Genomic DNA, 18,301 nt, shown 5'->3' on the forward strand with positions numbered 1-18,301 from the left:
CTCCTACCTCGATCGCGCCCCCGACGGCGACCACGATTACTATCTCGAACTCGTCCAAACCAGCGGCGAGGTGCTGCGCTACGGTCCGTTGAACGTCAGTTTCGACGCCGCCGGCAGCGCCGCCGTCCGACTGACCGAAGCTTACCCCAACCCCTCCAGCGGTGCGGTCAATCTCGAGATCGAACTCCCCGAGACCACCGACTGCGAACTGGCCGTCTACGACCTCTCCGGTCGCCGCGTGGCCACCGTCCACAACGGCCAGCTCTCCGCCGGCCGCCATGTGCTGACATGGAACGGCGAAGCCGCAGCGGGCATCTACATCGCCCACCTGCGTGTCGCTGATCAACTGCTGACCCGGCGCCTGGCCCTGGTCCGCTAGAACAGCAACCCAACCACCAAACGAGGCCCCGCTCCGGGGCCTCGTTTGCTATCGCCGTTACCACCGGTATCTCCGGCAACCCAGAGCGCCGGAGCGTTGAAAAACCCGCCGCCGGACGTCCTCGACCATCCGCCCTCCGGAACTGGCACGGTTTTTGCATCTCAGCAACCGTTAAGCAGATGATAACGGTTAGCTTCCGCAAAAACCGTGCCAGTTCCGGAGGGGTGTCAGCGGGCCGCTCGGATCTTGGCAAATCGGTCGGCGTGTTTTTCAACGCTGGGGCGCGGGCGAGGTGACCGGCGCCGCCGCTCAATCCCAGGCCAGCTCGAGCTGCAGTTCGAGCCTGGAGGCGGCGTAGGCGTCGTCCGCGAGGCCGCCGATCAACCCGTAGACACCGCTGAGCCTCCAGCGTGGCTGCGAGCCGAAGGCCAACTGCAAACCGTAGTTCTGGGTCAACAGCGGCTCGGCATCTTCACCCAGGAGGGGGTAGGTGCCGAGTCGACCGCCGATGCGTACGCCGAGGTTATCGGCGGTGATCCAGGCCAGAGCCAGGGCGCCGTGGAGACCGTCGGTCAGCAACCCGCTGAGGTTTTGATCGTTTTCGCCGCGCAAACGGGCGTCGGCGTCGTAGAGGCTGCCGCCCAGGGCGATTTCGAGATCAAAGCTCTCATCGCGATAGCCGGTCAGGGGGATGGCGGTCCAGAGCTCAAACCCCCAGGGCAGGCCGGGACCATAACCCAGCATCGCCGGCGTGGCGGCGGTCAGTCCCAGATTCCAGTCGCCGTGGGTGAAGCGCAGCCCGAGGCGGGAGCGCCAACCGAGGAGCTCCCGCTCCAGCTCGACGGCCGTCTCGTCGGCGGCGTTGTTTCGATAGCTCAGGTAGCCGTAGAGGCCCTCGGCCCCCAGGCCGAGGCGCAACCGGCGGCCCCAGCCCAGGGCGGCGCCCAGGGCCCAGAGGTCGCCGGCGGTCTGGAGATTGGGCGCCGTCCCGCCGCCGAGGGAGTAGTTGAAGGAGCCGGGGCGTCGCAGACCGACCCCCCAGCGCCAGTCTCCCGTCCCACTGGAAAATGCGAGCCGCAGAGCGGTCGCGTCGAAGCGATCGCCGCCGGCGCTGCCGCCGACGCCGTCGTAGGAGTCGTTCTCGTAGCGTCCACCGACGGCGAGGTTCAAGTCGCCGCCGTTCGCCGTCGGATCGAGCAGGATATCGGCGTGCACGGCGCCGGGAAAGGGCGCGGCGGCTCGTTCCGGAACGGCGTTATAGGCGGCGACGTGGCGCACCGTATCGTCGGCGTAGTAATGCTGGCAGCCGCAGATCAGCAGCAGGCTGCAGGTGACCAGGAACCAGCCGGGGTTGCAGCGCGACATGGCGACCTCCTCGATGGTCAATCCTAAACCGCCGTCCCGTGAGGGTCAAGAAGGACCGACAGGTTTGGGGTCCATCGAGCCGTTGAAGGCGGTACCGCTTTGTAACTAACTTGGCATCAGGATCGTATCGCCGAGAATGGTTAGCGTGTTCAAGTCGCAAAGAAGGCGGAGATGAGGACATCACGCGCATCGGTTTACCTACCGCCTTACCGCTTGGTTAGGGGAGCAGTCCTAAACGAGTCAATATCGCCCGGTAGCGGAACAGGCAAACCCTGGTGAGGTTAACTGGGTCAGGCGGTGGGTTAGGCAGACCCGGGTCGCCGGAACCGGTAGCGCGACGTTGACGGCATCCAAGCTCTGGCGGCACACCACCACCGCATGACCCGCCCGTTGCTGACTGCCTATCGCAAAAGCGCGTTATCGATATGGACAGGTCCGTCGTTAAGTGAGCCCTCACTTGCCGGTAAGTGGTTAATCTAGTTTGGCATCATCGAGAAGAAATCAACACCAGCTTCGGCGAATACTGTTGACGAGACGGTTGCCAATATCTGATCAATCTGCCGCCTCGGGTCCACGGGAGCTGGTCAGGCGGCCGCTGATAGCGTATAATGAACGGGCGTGAGCCTTGGAGGTCCCACCGGTGTTCGAGATCCAGTTCGGCATCAAAGACCTGATCGACATCCTGATCGTAGCCTTTATCGTCTACGAGCTGTTGGTGATGATCAAGGGCACTCGGGCGGTGCAGATGCTGCTGGGGCTGCTGTTGATCGTTCTGGCAGCCATCTTCGCCGAGCTTCTCGGTCTGCGCGCCCTGAGTTTCCTCTTCGGCAACTTCCGCACCGTCTGGATCATCACCTTCATCATCCTTTTCCAGCCCGAGCTGCGCCAGGTACTGGCCCACTTCGGCCAGAACCGCTTCATCCGTTTCTTCATCGGCACCGAGACCAACTACATCGACGAGGTCGTCGACGCCGTCCGGGAGTGCATCGAGCGCAAGATCGGCGCCCTGGTCGTCTTCGAATACTCCGACGGCCTGCGCTACTACGTCGACCGCGGGGTCAAGCTCGGGGCCAAGCTGACCTCGGAGCTGCTGGTGACCATCTTCACCGATCGCTCCCCCCTCCACGACGGCGCGACCATCATTCAGAACGGGCTGATCGCCGCCTCGGGCACCATGCTGCCCCTGGCCGATCCCCCGGGACTGTCACGCACCTACGGCGCCCGCCACCGGGCCGCCCTGGGCATCAGCGAGGAATCCGACGCCGTCGCCGTGGTGGTCAGCGAGGAGCGCCAGGTGGCCTCGATCGCCCGCAACGGGCGGCTGACCGAGTACAAGCTCGACGAGCTGCACCGGCTGCGCGCGGACTTGGTCAAGATCTTCGGTCACGAGTAGAGCGCAGGAAGCGGGACCGGCAGCAACCTCCGGCACGTTTCTTGCAGCAGCCCATGTCTAGGGGAAGCACTCCACGCATCGAGCCGAAGAGGACGTCCACGCCCCCAACGCTCCAGCGATCCGTCCCGGCCGATCGCAGCCCGTCGCGACGATACACCTTGCCACACCCACGGGGATTAACCACCCGCCGATGACACCCAAGAGCAGCAACAGCCTGAATCTAGATGGTATCTGGCGGAGCCTCAAGCGCAATTGGGGCCTCAAGCTGGCCGCCCTGCTGGTGGCCTGTGCCCTCTGGCTGTACTCCACGGCCACCGCTGAGCGCACCCGGGTCTTCAACGTTCCCGTCAACCTGGTCAACGTCCCGCCGGGTACCGTGGTTACCGCGGGCAACGAGCGCAGCGTGCCGGTGCAGATCCGGGGCAGCGGGATGGACCTCCTCGCCGTCAGCGACGAGGATTTCAGCGCCGAGATCGACCTCCAGGGCCATCGTCCCGGTACCTTCATCCACCGTCTGACTACCAGCGACATCACCACCCCACCGGACTACGGCTTCAAGGTCGTCAGTCTGGTCAGCCAGGACCAGCTGCGGATAGCCCTGGACGCCGAGAAGGTCAGTCTGGTCAAGGTCCGTCCGCGGATCATCGGCCACCCGCCCGAGGGCACTCTGCTGGCCGACGCCGCCAGCCAGCCGGCCTGGGTCCGGCTGCGCGGTCCCGCCTCGGCCCTCGAGGGTATCGACTACATCGAGACCGCTCCGGTCAGCGTCGCCGGCGTCAGCAAGTCCTCCAGCATCCAGGTGGCCCTGATGCCCACCTCGCCGGGGATCGAACTCGTCGACGGCCGCCTCGTCGTCGTCAACCTCGAACTCGTTCCCGAACAGGTCGTCGACCGCAGCCTGCCCCTCGAGGTCGAGGGCCTGCCCGCGGGCCTGAGCGCCGAACTCGAACCCGACTCCGTCGAGGCCGTCCTCTCCCTGGCCGCCGAGGCGGAACTCGACGAGCCGCTGCGCGCCGTCGTCGTACCGCCGCTGTGGCTCTCCGGCGAGTACGAGGTTCCGGTCCGGCTGCTCCTGCCGCCCGAGGTCTACATCAAGAGCCTCAACCCGCCCCGGGTGACCCTGCGCCTGAGCGGCGCAGACTAACCCCGCCCCGCGCCGGTTCCATCCCCAAGCCAACCCGACCCCGGGAGGTCGCCGTGACGCGCCGCATTATCCCAGTCCTGCTCCTCGCCGTCCTGTGCGCCGCGGCCCTGGAGACCGAGCCGGTGGACGAGGCCCTGCGTCCGGCCATCAGCGCCTACCGCGAGGGCCGTCTCGAAGAAGCCGAGGCCCTGCTCGTCGACTACCTCTACGAGGCCCCCGAGGGTGAGCCGCCCCCCTCGGCCGCCGAGGCCTACTTCTACCTCGGCCTGATCGACGAGAGCCGGGACAACCTCGAGCAGGCCGCCGACTTCTACGAGGCCGCCCTCGAGGAGAAACCCGACTACCCGGAGGCCCTGACCGCCCTGGGCACCCTGTTGAGCATCCGCGGCGCCTACGAGCAGGCCGTCACCAAGCTCGAGCGCGCCGTCAGCCTCAACCCCACCTCGGCCATCGCCCTGGCCAACCTGGGCCACGTCTACCTTAAGCAGGAAAAGTACAACCAGGCCCAGTCCAAGCTGCGCCTGGCCCTCGAGCTCAAGCCCGACTACGTCTTCGCCCGGCTCAACCTCGGCTACATCCTGATGAGCGAGGGCAACTACGACGCCGCGATCGAGCAGTTCAGCTACGTGCTGGCCCTGGACCCGCAGAACTTCGAGGCCCACGCCAACCTGGCCGACCTGCTGGCCCAGCGCCGCGACTACGGCGACGCCTACGAACACTACCGCTTCGTTCTCGAGTACGACGAGGACGACTTCGTCGCCCACCAGAACCTGGGCAACATCTACGCCATCATCGGCGTCTACGACGAGGCCGAGGAGCACCTCGAGACGGCCCTCGAGCTGCGCCCGGGCAGCGAGCGCGCCCAACTGCTCTACGACTACGTCCAGCGCAAGATGAACGAGCCGCCGCCGCCGCTGCCCGTGGTCAGCCAGGTGACCCTCGACGGCAACGCCACCGACGAGCGTGAGCCCATCCTCGAGGCCTTCGGTGTCAAGGCCGGCGACTCCTACTCCGAAACCGCCGTCACCGCCGGGGAGGATCGCATCCGCGAGTACTTCAGCGGCCGGCCCATCGGCGGCGTCGACGTCAACGTGCGCACCCGGGAGCAGTTCGACGGCCGCGCCGTCTCCATCGAGCTCGAAGTCGTCACCGGCGGCGCCTCGGTGATCACGGCCATCGAGCTCCAGGGCCTGGTCGACACGCCGACCGATGTCGTCGAGCCGATCCTCGCCGACCACGGGATCTTCGTCGGCGCGCCCTACGACACCAACGAGGTCTTCGCCGCCATCCGCGAGCTCTACGACACCGGCCTGTTCAACTCCGTCAGCCGTCGGCTGAGCTCAGGCGCCCAGACCGGGGAGATCCGCCTGATTCTGCTGTTCGAGGAGAAGCGGGAGTAGGAGACTAATAGACCCCCGTAGTCAAGCCACCGCAGACGCCGGCCGGATAATCGTCACGCAGCCCGCTCCCGCCTGAACCGCAGGGAAGATGGTTGCGCCGAAGCAGGAGCCAACGCGCCCCTTCGACTCAGCGGTTGCAGCTTGTCGCGCGTGAAGGTGGGCGGGCCACGCGCTCATCGATCGCGCCGAGTACCACTGCTGCTTGTCGCGCGTGAAGGTGGGCGGCAAACCCGCCTTAACCGGCCCTCCTGGCAGATGAACGCCCCCGGGGGTTACCGTTACCGCTTCCACAAGCCTTTATCAGCGTTCGCGTTACGAAACCGTTTCACTAAACGGGTTCATTTGCATCCAGAGTAACGTTTGTGAAGAAACAAACGTTACTGAACCTCAACCGATCAAACAACTACTATTCGAGGTCCGTGAAGGCCCACGCTCTCTGCGCCAGGGTTGGTCGTCGGCGACTAATCTGTGGCTCGGTTGAGATGTCTAGCGCTTCAAACTACCAATACGCGGTATAGCCGGAGATTTTCGCGAGTGCAGTTCGGGAAGACAGTGCGCGTTATCGTTTAGTCACGGTTACGACCCTCGAGCCTCCGGCCGCCGCCGGCCGTCGGTGTTTACTCCCTCCCAACGGACCTCGCCGCCCTGCTGTTCGACCTCGGCATCCCCTAAGGAGACGCCCGCTCCGCGAGCCGACGACCGGGTCGCGCCGCGCCCCATCGCGGCCCGCCGCCACAGACCACAACCCCCCACCGCCCCGAAGGACGAGATGAGCCCGCGCAAGAAGAATCCCCTGGCCTACCTGCTGCCCGTCGTCGCCCTGACCGTCACCCTCCTCGGCGTTCTGGGGGCCGAGGATCCCGGACCCCTGCTGACCACAGCCAAACCGGCCGACGTCGGGATGGACCCCGAACGGCTGGATCGCGTCGACGGCCTGATCGAGGAGCTGATCGACGCCGGGCGGATGCCCGGAGCCGTGCTACTGGTGGCCCGGCGCGGGGCGATCGTCAAGCGCGCGGCCTACGGCTGGGCCGAGCTGGAGCCGGAGCGCCGGCCGATGGCGCCGGACACCCTGTTCGACCTGGCCAGCCTGACCAAGGTCGTGGCCACCTCGACGGCGGTGATGATGCTGGTGGAGCGCGGCGAGTTCCGCCTCGACCAGCCCGTCTCCTACTACCTGCCGGCCTTCGCCGAGAAAGGCAAGGCCGACATCACCATCCGCCAGCTGCTGACCCACCAGAGCGGTCTGCCGGCCTGGCGCGACTTCAGCAAGACGGCCACGGACTCCGACAGCGTCGTCGACGAGATCTGCGCCATCGAGCCCAAGTACGCCCCCGGTGTACGCTACCTCTACAGCGACCTGAACATGATCATCCTCGGCGAGCTCATCCGCCGCATCGACGGCCGGACCCTGGACGAGTTCTGCAGCGCAGAGATCTTCGCCCCCCTGGGGATGCGACGGACGGGCTTCAACCCGGCGCCGGAACTGGCCGCCACCGCCGCCGCCACCACGGAATCCGCCGAGCGGCCGGAGGTCCCCGAAGGCACCATGCTCGTCGGTCGGGTCCATGACGAGAACGCCGCCCTGATGGGCGGCATCGCGGGTCACGCCGGTTTGTTCTCCACGGCCGACGACCTGGCCGTCTTCGCCCAGATGATGCTTTCCGGCGGCGTCTACGGCGAAACACGCCTGCTGTCGCCGGTGACCGTGGAGACGATGACGGCCCAGCACCTGCAGGTCAATTCGACGGTCCGCCGCGGCCTGGGCTGGGACCTGCATTCCAGCGAGTACTGCACCGCCGGCGACCTGCTGAGCCTGGAGTCCTACGGCCACACCGGCTTCACCGGCACCAGCCTGTGGATCGACCCGGCCCACGAGCTGGTCATCATCCTGCTGACCAACCGGGTCCACCCCGACGGCCGCTCCCGGGCCTTCAACGAGGTCCGGGCCCGGGTGCACAACGTCGTCGCCGCCAGCATCGTCGACTAAGACCGACGGCGGGATATCCTCCACGGCGGGTCCGGCCCAGCGCCGCCCCGCCGTTATCCTCGTCAAATAACAGCAATCTTGACGAATATCTTGTAGAATAGCGAGCGGCCTGCTATACTTGTATTGCAAAACGCTGATGGAGATACGGTGAAACTGCTACGCACCGCGGCGCTGATCCTGCCGGCCGCCCTGCTGCTGTCGGTTACGGCGGGCTGCGAGACCACCACCGGGCCGCCCGACGACGGCGGGCAGGACTTCTGGCCCCTCGAGCTGGGCCATCGCTGGACCTACCACCTCGACGACGGCGCGGGCGGCGAAAGCACCTTCGAGCTCGAGGCTTCCGCCGCGGAGCGCCAATGGTTCCTGCTCAGCGGAACGAAACACCGCCTGGGCTGGGCCGAAATGGACGGGATGGTCCTGTTCTCCGATCGTTGGCCCCCGCCCACCGACGACGGCGCGGACATCCTCGTCTACCTGAAACCGCCCCTCGAGGTCGGCCGCCGCTGGCCGCTGTACCTCGACGGCAGCGGTCCGATCGTCGAGCTGGTCGACGCCGACTTCACCTACGAAACCCCCGACGGCGACTGGCGCCATTGCTACAAGGTCGAGATCAACTCCCTCTGGATGGTCTTCGCCCGCGGTATCGGCTGGATCGCCGAGGGCTACCTGGACACCGAGATGGCCCATCTGATCAGCTACGATTTCGACTAGCCCCGGCCCGCTGACGCCGCTGAATGACAACCCCGCTCCGGCGGGGCCTTTTCTTAGCCGCCGCAAGCGACGACGACAGGGTTAGGCGACGGCCTGGAGGCAGGCCGGCCGATGACGACCTTATCCCCCGCTGTGAATCCAATCAGTTGCCGAGTCAGCGGCTCAGGCCTCTCGGCCGGGCCGTTGAGAGGATGCCTGGAGCAATACCTGGAGCAATAAGAGAGGCGTCATGTAACCTGAGCGGACCAAACCTGAGCGGACCAATTGAGCAGTGCATCCTGCGGCTAGTCTAGCGTGTTTTCGTCGTCGCGATGGTTGAAGCGGAACGACCTTTCTCTGATAAAGCGCCTGAAGTCGCGTTTGAAGCCAGCGTGAGCGGCTTTTAGGCGGCGCTGGGCGTCGCCGCGGAAGCTCTCGAGGCCGTTGATATGGTTCTTTCCGTTGGCGAACTCTTCCTGATGCTTGATGCGCCTGTGGTGGAAGCCGTTGAGTGACAGTTTTTATTAGCTTGCCGGCCGTCGGCGTAACTGTGTAGACGGTCGGGTCCAGCGCGGCCTGGCGAGGGGCGGCGCGGCGCTCCCTTGGTCGATTGTAAGTCGATTGTAAGTCGATTGCACCATGTGGCTGCTGTTTATTAGCGGATAAGCCGACCGCCCTGGCCGCGGCGGCCGCCGCAACGCGCAGCCAAAATAAGCGAGCTATCTCTTTTTGCTTCTCTTGAGATAGCATTGTACATCTTGGACGATGGGTATATTTCTTTCCGCAAATCGTGCATTTACATCTGCCTTCGGCCAACTTATAGTGCGCCCTACCCATCACGTATGTTAACAGGGCATTACATACGCGCAGCGGTCCGAACATGGTAGACGATCCCGAAAAAAAACCGGCCCAACCAGCCGGTGGTGCTTCGGGCGGATTCGCGGGTGCCGTTCCCGGTAGCGGCCGGGAGCGTCAGGCCAGCAACTCGACGGGCCGACGGCCCAGCAGCAGGGCGTAGAGTTCCAGCAGGCGCTGGGCGTGGCGGCGGGGATCGAAGTGGCGGCGGATCATCCGCCGACCGGCCGCGTTGGGACCGCTCGCCAGGGCGGTCAGCACGGCGGCGGCCAGCTCCTCGTCGTCGCGGGCCGTCAGCACGTGGGGGAAGGGCTGGCTCCAGACGACGCGGCGGGCGTAGCCCAGGGCCTCGAGGACCATCCGCGCCAGACCGTCGCGCCGGGTCGGCCGGACCAACACCCGGCAGCGGGCGTAGAGCGGCCGCATGTCCTCCACCAGGCCGTGGTGCTCCCAGTTGGGTGGCGCGTCAGATGGCGTCTCGGGATCGCCGCAGACCAGGAAGCGCACCGCGGGCAGCCGCCGGGCCAGGCGGCGCAGCCGGGGCACACCATAGAGCTCGCCGTCGCCGGGGGGGACGTAGCACAGGACGCTGAGCTCGGCGGGCCAGGGCAGGTCGTCCGTCGAGAGGTGGGCGGAGAGGTTGGGCTGATGGCGGGCGTTGACGCCCAGACGGCGGGCCAGCTCGTCGACCAGGGGGGCGTGGACGGCCAGGTGGCAGTCGATGAAAGCCCGACTGAGCCGCCAGCGCAGCCGCTGGCGCTCGTCGCGGTAGCAGAGCTCTACGTCGGAGCCGATCCAGTGGGCCACCGTGGGCCGCCCGAGGACCTTGGCCCGCGGGAAACCGCTCCAGGCCATCGGCGGGAAGAAGACGTGCAGCAGATCGACCGCGGTCAGGCCGCGCGCATCGAGGCGCGTCAGCTCCCGCGCCGCCAGGCCGCGCCCGCGCAACTGCTCCACCAGATACTCCGGGGCCTCCTCCATGCCGTAGACGCCGATGACGGGCCGCCGGGGCATCAGCCCGACCGCCGGTCGAGGACCAGCAGCTCGCCCACGGCGCAGCCGATGTGCCGGGCGATGACCGGGCACTTGGCCTTGAGCAGGAAGAAGAGGGGCAGCTTCTCACCGGAGAGGCCCTCGAAGTTGCCCTGGCCCTTGGCGATGACGAGGTCGGCCCCGGCCAGCAGCGCCCGCAGCTCAGCACCGGCGTCGGCCGGGATGACCCCCGGGGCGTCGTCGCCGGTGTCGGCGAGGGCGAAACCCTCCAGCCCGGCGGCCTCGGCGTCGGCGCGGACGGCGTCGTTGATCGCCGGACCACCGCGGACGACGACGGTGGTCTTCTCCCGCCCCAGCAGCTCCAGCAGGGGCCGGTCGAGAACCAGCTCGCCGGCGTTGTCGGCCAGGAAGACGATCCGTTCGGCGGCGGCGACGGCCTGTTCGAGACGGCCGACGGCCTCGCCGGGCAGGGCCTGGTTGAAGGCCGCCTCGAGACGCTGCTCCAGCTCCTGCTGCCGGTAGCCCTCATCGACGGCCAGGTCTATCGTATTGGCGGCCGCACTGAGCGCCACGGCGGCGGCGAAGGGCCGGCCCGTGCGCTCGATCCGGCGCCGCAGAGCGGGCAGCAGCTCCAAGGCCCGCCGGGTGGCGGAGGCCTTGAGCTCCCGGTAGGGATCCTCGCTGGAGAGCAGTTCGCGCAGGCGGCGGTGGACCGCCCGGCCGATGACCGGCGGCGGGACCTCTTCCTCCAGCCCGGCCAACAGCGACATGACCTCCAGCAGCAGGCGCCGCTGGACGCCCTCGGCGGCGCCGACGGCGCGGGCGGCGCGCAGGGCCTGGGTCAGGAAACAGGGATAGCAGTCGAGGTAGGTGCGCATAATTGCACGAGGGGCCGAAAGGGCCCCTCTAGCTTACCACAGCGCAACGGCGCAGGCTAGAAGAACAGGCTCAGTCCGGCCCCCAGATCGTAGAGCTTGGTGTAGGCCTCGGCGGCGAAAAGGTAGTCGGTCCGCAGCAAGACATTGAGCGCCAGGTTTTCGGCGAGGAAGAAATTGTCCTCGCCATAGACCCCCATGTGGAAGACCGAACCCGAACCGCCGACCTCCTCTCCGTCGATGGACAGGCTGCCGCTGAGCGTCGAGGAACCGAAGTGCAATCCAGCGGCCATCAACTGGCCGCCCTGGTGGAAACAGACCCCCAGCCGTCCGAAGACGTTGCCGATGTCGAGATCGCCGTCGACGCCGTCAGCGGAAACGGAACCCGGTGTGTAGGCGTAACCGGCGCCCAGGTGGAACCAGCCGAAACCGGCGTTGAGGGTGCCGGCGATGCGCAACCCGCTGTAATCAACGAAGTTGAGCGACAGAGCGCCGTTGAGTGACCCCCAGAAGACGCTGCCCTGTTGCGAAGGCGGCGGGGCGACGTTTCCACCGGCGACGCCTTCGGCCGCAGTTTCGTTCTCCTGAGCCGGGGCGCAACATAAACAAAGCATGACAAACAATACGACCCTTTTCATCATGTACCTCCAAGATGATGTTAATGTGAATCACTGCCACTGGATAAAGCAATGGCCGTATCCTATAGCAAAGTAACGAGGGAATGGCTTAAAGCCCTTAATATGTCTCATCTCGTGTATCATTAAGTATCGATTGGATTATCACCTAATTATGAACAAGCGTGAAGTATGCTCCCGCGGTAGTTTTGCGCGTTTTCGTCGTCGCGATGGTTAAATCAGATCAACCCCTCGCTGATGAAGAGGTTGAAGTTGCGTTCGAAGCCGCCGTGGTAGGCTTTTTAGGCGGCGTTAGGCGTAGCCCCGGAAGTTCTTGAGGCCGTTGATATGCATCCTGCCGTCGACCGGGGTCTTGCTCTTGTTGAAGCACTTGTAGCGGAAATTGTAGATATGCAGGGAGTTACGGGCCTTCCATCCCGCGGAGCAGACGATAGAGTCCAGCTCGACATTCTCACAGGATGTCACCCTTAGCTGCTTCTCGCAGCAACCGGGCGGCGGGATGACCCGCACCTCACCGCCCCGCTCGAGCAGTCCGCAGACGGGGATCTTGCCGCCGGCCCCCCGACCACGTTTGCCCTGGCGGTGACCGTCGAGTTAGCAATCGTCCACCACGATGCGCCCTTCGAGCTTATCCAGCTCGACCGCGCGATCGGCGGCGCTGCGCTCGCGATTGATACGATTATACTCGACCGCTCTGGCCGCGGTTACCTCAAGCCGCAACGGTTCGGCTGTCAACCCGCGCATTTCCGCCGACAGCCCACGGGCGAGCGGGCCTATTGGTGAAGCACTTGCGACGGCGCCACCCGCTCAGCGGCAGGGCCCGGAAACGAGGCTCGACCCGTTGATACAGCGGGACTCGCCCGCCGGCAGCACTTGCCCGTCAACCCTTTGTCGTCACAAGAGCAGCTGGGTACAGCAGCGCCCGTCAAGGACGTCGCGGCGGCCGACTGCCCGGGTTGTGCGGTTCCAATGTATCAACCGGTAAGCTACAGGCGGATCGAGAAGCCCGTGCCGATGTAGGCGAACATTCTCGAATACAGAAAGGAATCCAGACCGATATCGAGATGAACATAGGTATTCTCCGTTACGTTAAACCGGAACAGGCAATGAATACCAAAATTAAAGTCGGTGGTTCGTGATTTGTACCGGGACGTATTGCTGCTCAACTGCACCAGTCCGGCGTGGACGCCGGTGAGAATGAAGTGCTTGTTGGGAGTGATGAAGCGCGCCCCGATCTTGCAGAAGGGATCGCTGTAGTTGATTTGACCGCAGCTTTTCAACCTTCCGTACGTGAAAGCGTACCCCAAACCCAGGTGGAACAAGCCCGTTCCAAAGTTAATCGAGGTCGCGCTCCGAACTCCGCTCATCTGATCGAAATCGAAGGCCCAGGCGGATCCCAACGACCACCAGAATGTTGGGGGCGGCGGAGCGTCCACCCCTCCTGCGGTTGCTTCACCAACCTCGCTTTCTCCGCTGTCAGCGTTATCTGCGGGGACCGGCGCGGCCAACGTCAAACCAACCAGCACAACGACCAACAACATCAGCGTCATCCACCTCATCATTACCCTCCACGGCTCAGCGCCCCATTACGGGGCTCAATCATCCGGCAGGCATTCCATCATCCTGCGACCGATCCGGTCGACAAAAACTCGATAACCCCGCGCTGAACAAGCCAGCGACACATTCTGACTTGCTGGGTTAACTCTGTCCAGGCAAACTAAAACCCGCCTGGGCCAAACAGGATGGCCGCCCTTTCATACCGGCGGCGGGACCTCTTCCTCCAGCCCGGCCAACAGCGACATGACCTCCAGCAGCAGGCGCCGCTGGACGCCCTCAGCGACGCCGACGGCGCGGGCGGGGCGCAGGGCCTGGGTCAGGAAACAGGGATAGCGGTCGAGGTCGGTGCGCATAATTGCCCGAGGGGCCGAAAGGGCCCCTGCAGCTTACCACAGCGCAACGGCGCAGGCTAGAAGAAGTAGTCCAATCCGGCGCCGACGCCATACAGGTGATAGTAGAATGCGTCACTCAGGATGTGATCGGTCCGCAGCGTCAAGCTCAGCGCCAGGTTCTCCGACAGCTCGAGGGCGAAATCACAGTACATCCCCACCAGCATGACCTCCAGCGGACCAGCGCTTTCCTCCTCGAGGGACAGCGTCTCCTCCAGTCTGGCGGGGCCGATGTGCACCCCGCAGGTCGTTACGTGGTCGGGGTTCTCGAAACACAGACCGAACATGGCGAAGAAATTGCCGTAATCGACCTCCCTGATTGTTAAGACATTGGATACCGAGCCCATGGTGTAGGCGTAACCGGCGCCCAGGTGGAACCAGCCGAAACCCCAGTTGACCGAGCCGGCGAAGCGCAATCCGCTGAACTGCCGGAAATCGACGCTGGCGACCCCGTTTAACGCCCCCCAGAAAAGGTAATCCTCTTCCCCGCCGGCGGGAGCTCCAGTCTTCTGCGAAACCTCACCCTCCGTCGGCTCCGGCTTTGTGGCCTGAACCGCAACCAGGACGAGCAGCAACAGCACGACAACCCGTCTCATCGTCCCTCCCCTGTTCTTTCACCCGGGACTCTGACGCCAATAACAGCGGACCCGGGCGGACCGCCTACATCCGGTTTGATCCGTTTACAATATTCTCCAAACCCACACACAACACCTCGCCCGAGAACGAGCCAATCCGCATGATCGCGAAACAGCGGCAGCCCCAAACATCACCAGTTCATGTTCCGCTCAGCGCGGCGAGAAGCAGCTTCGCCCGACGGGGCATGGGCGGTTTACACGGCACAATACCGTTCCGGCCGCCCGAACCTCCGAACGTTAACAACCGCCACGGTGTGTAAGCCGCCGAGAGCGATCAGCAGCCATCGACCGCAACCACACCTCGACTGGACGTTCATGGCGACCTGACTGAACTAAGCTCGCGCTGAACACCGGTAAAGCGGTCCAGTCGGTGATTAGCATACTTGCAGCAACCCGGCGGCCGGGACTTGAACCAACTAACAAATATAACATACAACAGCGAAAACAGTACGTCCGTAACGGAAATATCAGCAGGAAAATAGCAAAACCGCGGGTCGGCAACCCGCGATTCGTCGTCTATCTCGACAACCCTGACCTGTAACCGGATCATGCACCCTTCAGCAGCCGCGACACTCCTCAACGGACCCCGATGGACCCCGATGGACCCCGATCGCGGCACATCCGCTGAATGAGCCAGAACAGCCGACATAGCGGCAACCCAACTATCGTCGGCAATCAACGAACTCGCCCGCAACTGCGGACAACCACCGCATCAACGCACCTTAACACCGCATCAACCTAAAACTCGAACACCAGACCGCCCTTGAGCGAGAAATGGGCCGCATGCCAGGGCTCGCCGATGTAATAGCTGTTGGTCACCCGCAGGCTGAAGCTCAACGGACCGCCGAAGCTGAACAGGGTCTCGGCGCTGAAAGCCACCGTCGTATAATCCGCCGCCGCCAGGATCGCCGCCCCGGCAGCCTCCGGCGCTACCCAGTACCCACCGAAATGCACCGCGCCCAGGGTGGTGAAATACTCCCAACGATAAGCGTAACCCAAAGAGGCAAAAAGCGTATCACCCGCGATCGAAAACGAATCAAAACCCTCGTCGTACTCCGGATGGTAGTAGCCCTCAAGCCGACTGTAGCCTCCGCCGACCAGCAAACCCACCTCCTCCCAAAGCAGATTGGCGGCCAGCTCGCCCTCGAAGGCCGAGACGTTGTAGTAATCCATCGTCCAGCCGCCGTAGGCGCCGACGTAGACCGCCGCCGACGCCGACGTCGCCAGGACCAGCACGATAACAATCACCCGGAGACAAGCTCGCATGGCTTGCACCTCGCTACGGCTGCGGTCGAAGACGAAAAGGACAACGATTACTACCCAAGTATAGCCGGAACGACGGCCGGGAGCCCAGCTCCAACCGCCACCGCCATGACGCAATTGACCCCGCAGCGGGAGCTTGGAAAACCGACCGCCCGCGCTCCGCCGTCAGGCCCCAGGCCGACAGCCGCAACTGGCACGGTTTTTGCGGAGGCGAACCGTTATCATGGTCCTCAACGGTCGCCGAGATGCAAAAACCGTGCCAGTTGCGGCGGCGCGGGTGTCAAAGGGGTAACGGACGGTAACGGTCGGTTTTCCAAGCTCCCGCGGGACAGGCGTCGCCGACGGTCTAGAGAAAGAAGCACACCCCGCCGTCCAGACGCCAGACCGCCGCCCAGTCTCTAACACTGGAGCGCAGCGCCCCGCCGCACAAACGTGCACGCAGGCGCAATCCCTTCCAGAGGGGGACGACGAGTTCCAGGTAACCGCCCAGCTCGAGGAGATCCTCGCGAACGCCGTCGCCGGGGTCGGCGCGGAACCAGGTCTCGCCGATGTAGCCGCCGCCGATGATCCGCCAGTCGTCGAGGAGCGGACTCCAGCCGGCCCGGGCGTAGAGGCAACGCAGGTGATCGTCGAGCCCGCCGCGGTAGCCCCAGCCGACGTGAACCCCCCAGGGTCGATAGAGCCAATTCAGCGTCGTTCCGAGATCGACCTCGGCCAGCTCGAGTTCGGCGACGACACTCCAGCCGGCATCGAGGGAGAACCAGATGTCGTAGTTGACCGGGCGGAGGAAGTCGGGCGCCGCGGCGGCGCAGCAGCAAACCAGGCCGCCAAGGAGCAGGGCCGCAAGCTGAACGGGCTTGACCATGGACTTGACCATGGAAGAAGGGCGGGGCGTCTAGTCCGTGACGGAGAGATTGTCATCGTCGGCTCGATCTTTGTCCTGATCAGTGTGCTTGTCGCCCAGAAAACGGGCCTTGATCTCGTCGATGACCAGCTTGATGTCGGGGACTTTGAAGGAGCCGGTCAGCTTGAGGGCCAGCACGAACAGGCCGATGATCCCCAAACGCAGGGGGAAACCGATCCAGCCGAAGGGCAGGAAAGTCGAGGCCAGCCAGAGCACCACGGCGATCAACACGATGCGCAGGACGAAGCGCAGGTTGTAATCGATCCGGTAGAGCCGTTGGGCGAAGTTGTAATGGATGACGGCCATCGAGGCGTAGCTGAGCAGGGTGGCCACCGAGGCGCCCATCATCCCCCAGCGCGGGATCAGCAACAGATTGAGGATGATGTTCAGCCCGGCGCCGATGGCGGCGGAGTAGGCCTGGTACTTGGTCTTGCCGACCACGGAGGTGCCGACGGTGAATACCAGATAGATGCCGTAACAAACATGGGCCAGGCTGAGGATGAAGACGGCGGGCCAGGCCTCGTAGAAGGGCCAGGTGGCCATCACCTTGCAGACCTCGGGGGCCATGACCCCCAGGGCGAAGGCCAGGCCGACTCCGACCAGGGAGAACAGGGTCAGGACGGCGCGATAGACCTGCTTGGCCTCGGGTTTCTTGTGCACGGCGAACATCAGCGGGCCCCAAGCGATGATGAAGGGCGACACCAGGCCCATCTTGATGATCAGGGAGAACTTATTGGCCAGGTCGTACACACCGACGGCGTGGAGCGTTCCCAGGGCGCCGGCCACGGCGATCCCGCCCTTGGCGGCCAACTCGCCCAGGGTCTTCGGATTGACGAGGACGTAACGGGTCACCGGGGCCAGCAGGCGCAGGATGTACCTGTCGGCCAGGGAGAGGATCCAACCGGCCAGCCCCTCGGGCACCAGGGGCAGGCCGAAGCGCATGACCTCCTTGAGGTAATCCTTGCGGAAGCGCGGCGTCATGTTGCGAGCGTAGATGAAGAGCATCAGCGGCGCCATCACCACGCCGCCCCAGAAGCGGGCCTTGATGACCCCCAGGGGCCCTTCCTTCAACACCACGATGAAGAGGATGTTGAAGCCCATGAACAGCAGGAAGTACCCCATATTGAGCAGGGTGAAGACAACGGGCCGTTCCTTGGCCCGCATCACCGAGCGGGGAACAGTGCGGATCAGGATCAGGGCCTGGCCCGCCGTGGCGTACTGGAAGAAAATCGTGTACTCGGCGTTGCCGAAGAACAGGCGCGAGAGATTGCCCGACAGGGGGAAGAGAACCAGAAACAGGACACCCGAGGCCAGGAACTGGAACAGGAAGCAGGTGTGGACCAACCGGCGCCGGGCGTCCTCATCGGGTTCGTTGAAGTAAACCCGGAAGAGGGCCGAGTTGACCCCGAAGCGCATCAGGATCTCCAGGATGGCGAAGTAGACCATCACCAGGGCCACGACGCCGAAGTCACTCGGGGTCAGATGGCGGGTGTAGACGGGAATCAGCAGAAATCCCACGGCCTTGGCGATCACGCCGCCCAGGCCGTAGAGCACGGTATGCTTGAGGGTCTTTTTCAGATGTTCGATCAAGGACCGCTCCCCGAGACCATCCCTGGTGGAGGAGTAGAAGGAACCACGGCGCTAAGATTAGCATAAAGGCGGCGGTTCCGTCGCGGGTAAAGCTCGTGGCACACGCAGCCACCTATCCACGAAAAAGCTCCGGCTAAATCCCGCTGAAACTACAGCCACCGCTCCCGTCACCGGCCATTACCGGATCGAGCGCAATCCGCCGCTGAACTGGCACGGTTTTTGCGGAGGTGAACCGTTTGCTTTC

At 64.5% G+C, this 18,301-nt stretch carries 19 protein-coding genes; 6 read left to right on the plus strand and 13 right to left on the minus strand.

Translation table 11 applies throughout. The annotated features are described in order from the left end of the window. On the plus strand, positions 1–379 hold a 379-nt coding region (locus GF399_05355), incomplete at its 5' end, for a T9SS type A sorting domain-containing protein (GenBank protein MBD3399741.1). A gap of 309 nt (positions 380–688) precedes the next feature. Here the strand turns inward: GF399_05355 and GF399_05360 are convergent. Then, complete coding sequence (locus GF399_05360; GenBank protein MBD3399742.1) at positions 689–1,744, minus strand: hypothetical protein; 1,056 nt, start codon at positions 1,742–1,744, stop codon at positions 689–691. Positions 1,745–2,369: 625 nt separating this feature from the next. On the opposite strand from GF399_05360, the gene GF399_05365 reads away from it, so the two are divergent. The 5 genes from GF399_05365 to GF399_05385 all read left to right on the plus strand — a co-directional run bounded on the left by GF399_05365 (position 2,370) and on the right by GF399_05385 (position 8,382). Continuing rightward, complete coding sequence (locus GF399_05365) at positions 2,370–3,137, plus strand: TIGR00159 family protein (GenBank protein MBD3399743.1); 768 nt, start codon at positions 2,370–2,372, stop codon at positions 3,135–3,137. 190 nt (positions 3,138–3,327) lie between these two features. Continuing rightward, on the plus strand, positions 3,328–4,281 hold the full coding sequence (locus GF399_05370) for a hypothetical protein (GenBank protein ID MBD3399744.1): 954 nt from the start codon (positions 3,328–3,330) through the stop codon (positions 4,279–4,281). Then, positions 4,170–5,681 carry a tetratricopeptide repeat protein gene (locus GF399_05375; protein MBD3399745.1) on the plus strand — a complete coding sequence of 504 codons (1,512 nt, stop codon included), beginning with the start codon at positions 4,170–4,172 and terminating at the stop codon, positions 5,679–5,681. Before GF399_05370 ends, GF399_05375 begins: the two co-directional genes overlap by 112 nt. 769 nt (positions 5,682–6,450) lie before the next feature. After that, positions 6,451–7,671, plus strand: coding sequence for a serine hydrolase (locus GF399_05380; protein ID MBD3399746.1), 1,221 nt, complete (start codon positions 6,451–6,453; stop codon positions 7,669–7,671). A 147-nt stretch (positions 7,672–7,818) separates the two neighbouring features. After that, complete coding sequence (locus tag GF399_05385; GenBank protein MBD3399747.1) at positions 7,819–8,382, plus strand: hypothetical protein; 564 nt, start codon at positions 7,819–7,821, stop codon at positions 8,380–8,382. 284 nt (positions 8,383–8,666) lie between these two features. Here GF399_05385 and GF399_05390 read toward each other — a convergent pair whose 3' ends face one another. The 12 genes from GF399_05390 to GF399_05445 all read right to left on the minus strand — a co-directional run bounded on the left by GF399_05390 (position 8,667) and on the right by GF399_05445 (position 18,057). Continuing rightward, positions 8,667–8,879, minus strand: a complete 213-nt coding sequence (locus GF399_05390) for a hypothetical protein (protein MBD3399748.1) — start codon at positions 8,877–8,879, stop codon at positions 8,667–8,669. Between the two features lie 454 nt (positions 8,880–9,333). After that, complete coding sequence (locus GF399_05395) at positions 9,334–10,230, minus strand: glycosyltransferase (protein ID MBD3399749.1); 897 nt, start codon at positions 10,228–10,230, stop codon at positions 9,334–9,336. Continuing rightward, the gene (locus tag GF399_05400) at positions 10,230–11,087 is read right to left on the minus strand and encodes a DUF89 family protein (GenBank protein MBD3399750.1); all 858 of its coding nucleotides are present in this window, start codon (positions 11,085–11,087) and stop codon (positions 10,230–10,232) included. Before GF399_05400 ends, GF399_05395 begins: the two co-directional genes overlap by 1 nt. A 56-nt stretch (positions 11,088–11,143) precedes the next feature. Continuing rightward, positions 11,144–11,722, minus strand: coding sequence for a hypothetical protein (locus tag GF399_05405; GenBank protein MBD3399751.1), 579 nt, complete (start codon positions 11,720–11,722; stop codon positions 11,144–11,146). Positions 11,723–12,010: 288 nt separating this feature from the next. Then, entirely contained in the window at positions 12,011–12,265 is a 255-nt protein-coding gene (locus GF399_05410) for a hypothetical protein (protein ID MBD3399752.1), read from the minus strand. Positions 12,266–12,313: 48 nt separating this feature from the next. Then, complete coding sequence (locus GF399_05415) at positions 12,314–12,454, minus strand: hypothetical protein (protein MBD3399753.1); 141 nt, start codon at positions 12,452–12,454, stop codon at positions 12,314–12,316. Between the two features lie 251 nt (positions 12,455–12,705). Next, positions 12,706–13,278, minus strand: a complete 573-nt coding sequence (locus GF399_05420) for a hypothetical protein (protein ID MBD3399754.1) — start codon at positions 13,276–13,278, stop codon at positions 12,706–12,708. A gap of 195 nt (positions 13,279–13,473) precedes the next feature. Continuing rightward, positions 13,474–13,629 carry a hypothetical protein gene (locus GF399_05425; protein ID MBD3399755.1) on the minus strand — a complete coding sequence of 52 codons (156 nt, stop codon included), beginning with the start codon at positions 13,627–13,629 and terminating at the stop codon, positions 13,474–13,476. Positions 13,630–13,685: 56 nt separating this feature from the next. Beyond that, positions 13,686–14,261, minus strand: a complete 576-nt coding sequence (locus GF399_05430) for a hypothetical protein (protein ID MBD3399756.1) — start codon at positions 14,259–14,261, stop codon at positions 13,686–13,688. Between the two features lie 777 nt (positions 14,262–15,038). Then, on the minus strand, positions 15,039–15,566 hold the full coding sequence (locus GF399_05435; protein MBD3399757.1) for a hypothetical protein: 528 nt from the start codon (positions 15,564–15,566) through the stop codon (positions 15,039–15,041). A 343-nt stretch (positions 15,567–15,909) separates the two neighbouring features. After that, positions 15,910–16,428 (minus strand): hypothetical protein, encoded by a 519-nt coding sequence (locus GF399_05440; GenBank protein MBD3399758.1) that lies wholly within the window; start codon positions 16,426–16,428, stop codon positions 15,910–15,912. Between the two features lie 30 nt (positions 16,429–16,458). Next, the gene (locus GF399_05445; GenBank protein MBD3399759.1) at positions 16,459–18,057 is read right to left on the minus strand and encodes an oligosaccharide flippase family protein; all 1,599 of its coding nucleotides are present in this window, start codon (positions 18,055–18,057) and stop codon (positions 16,459–16,461) included. Positions 18,058–18,301 lie beyond the last annotated feature (244 nt).

This window comes from Candidatus Coatesbacteria bacterium, from assembly GCA_014728225.1.
GTDB lineage: Bacteria > RBG-13-66-14 > RBG-13-66-14 > RBG-13-66-14 > RBG-13-66-14 > WJLX01.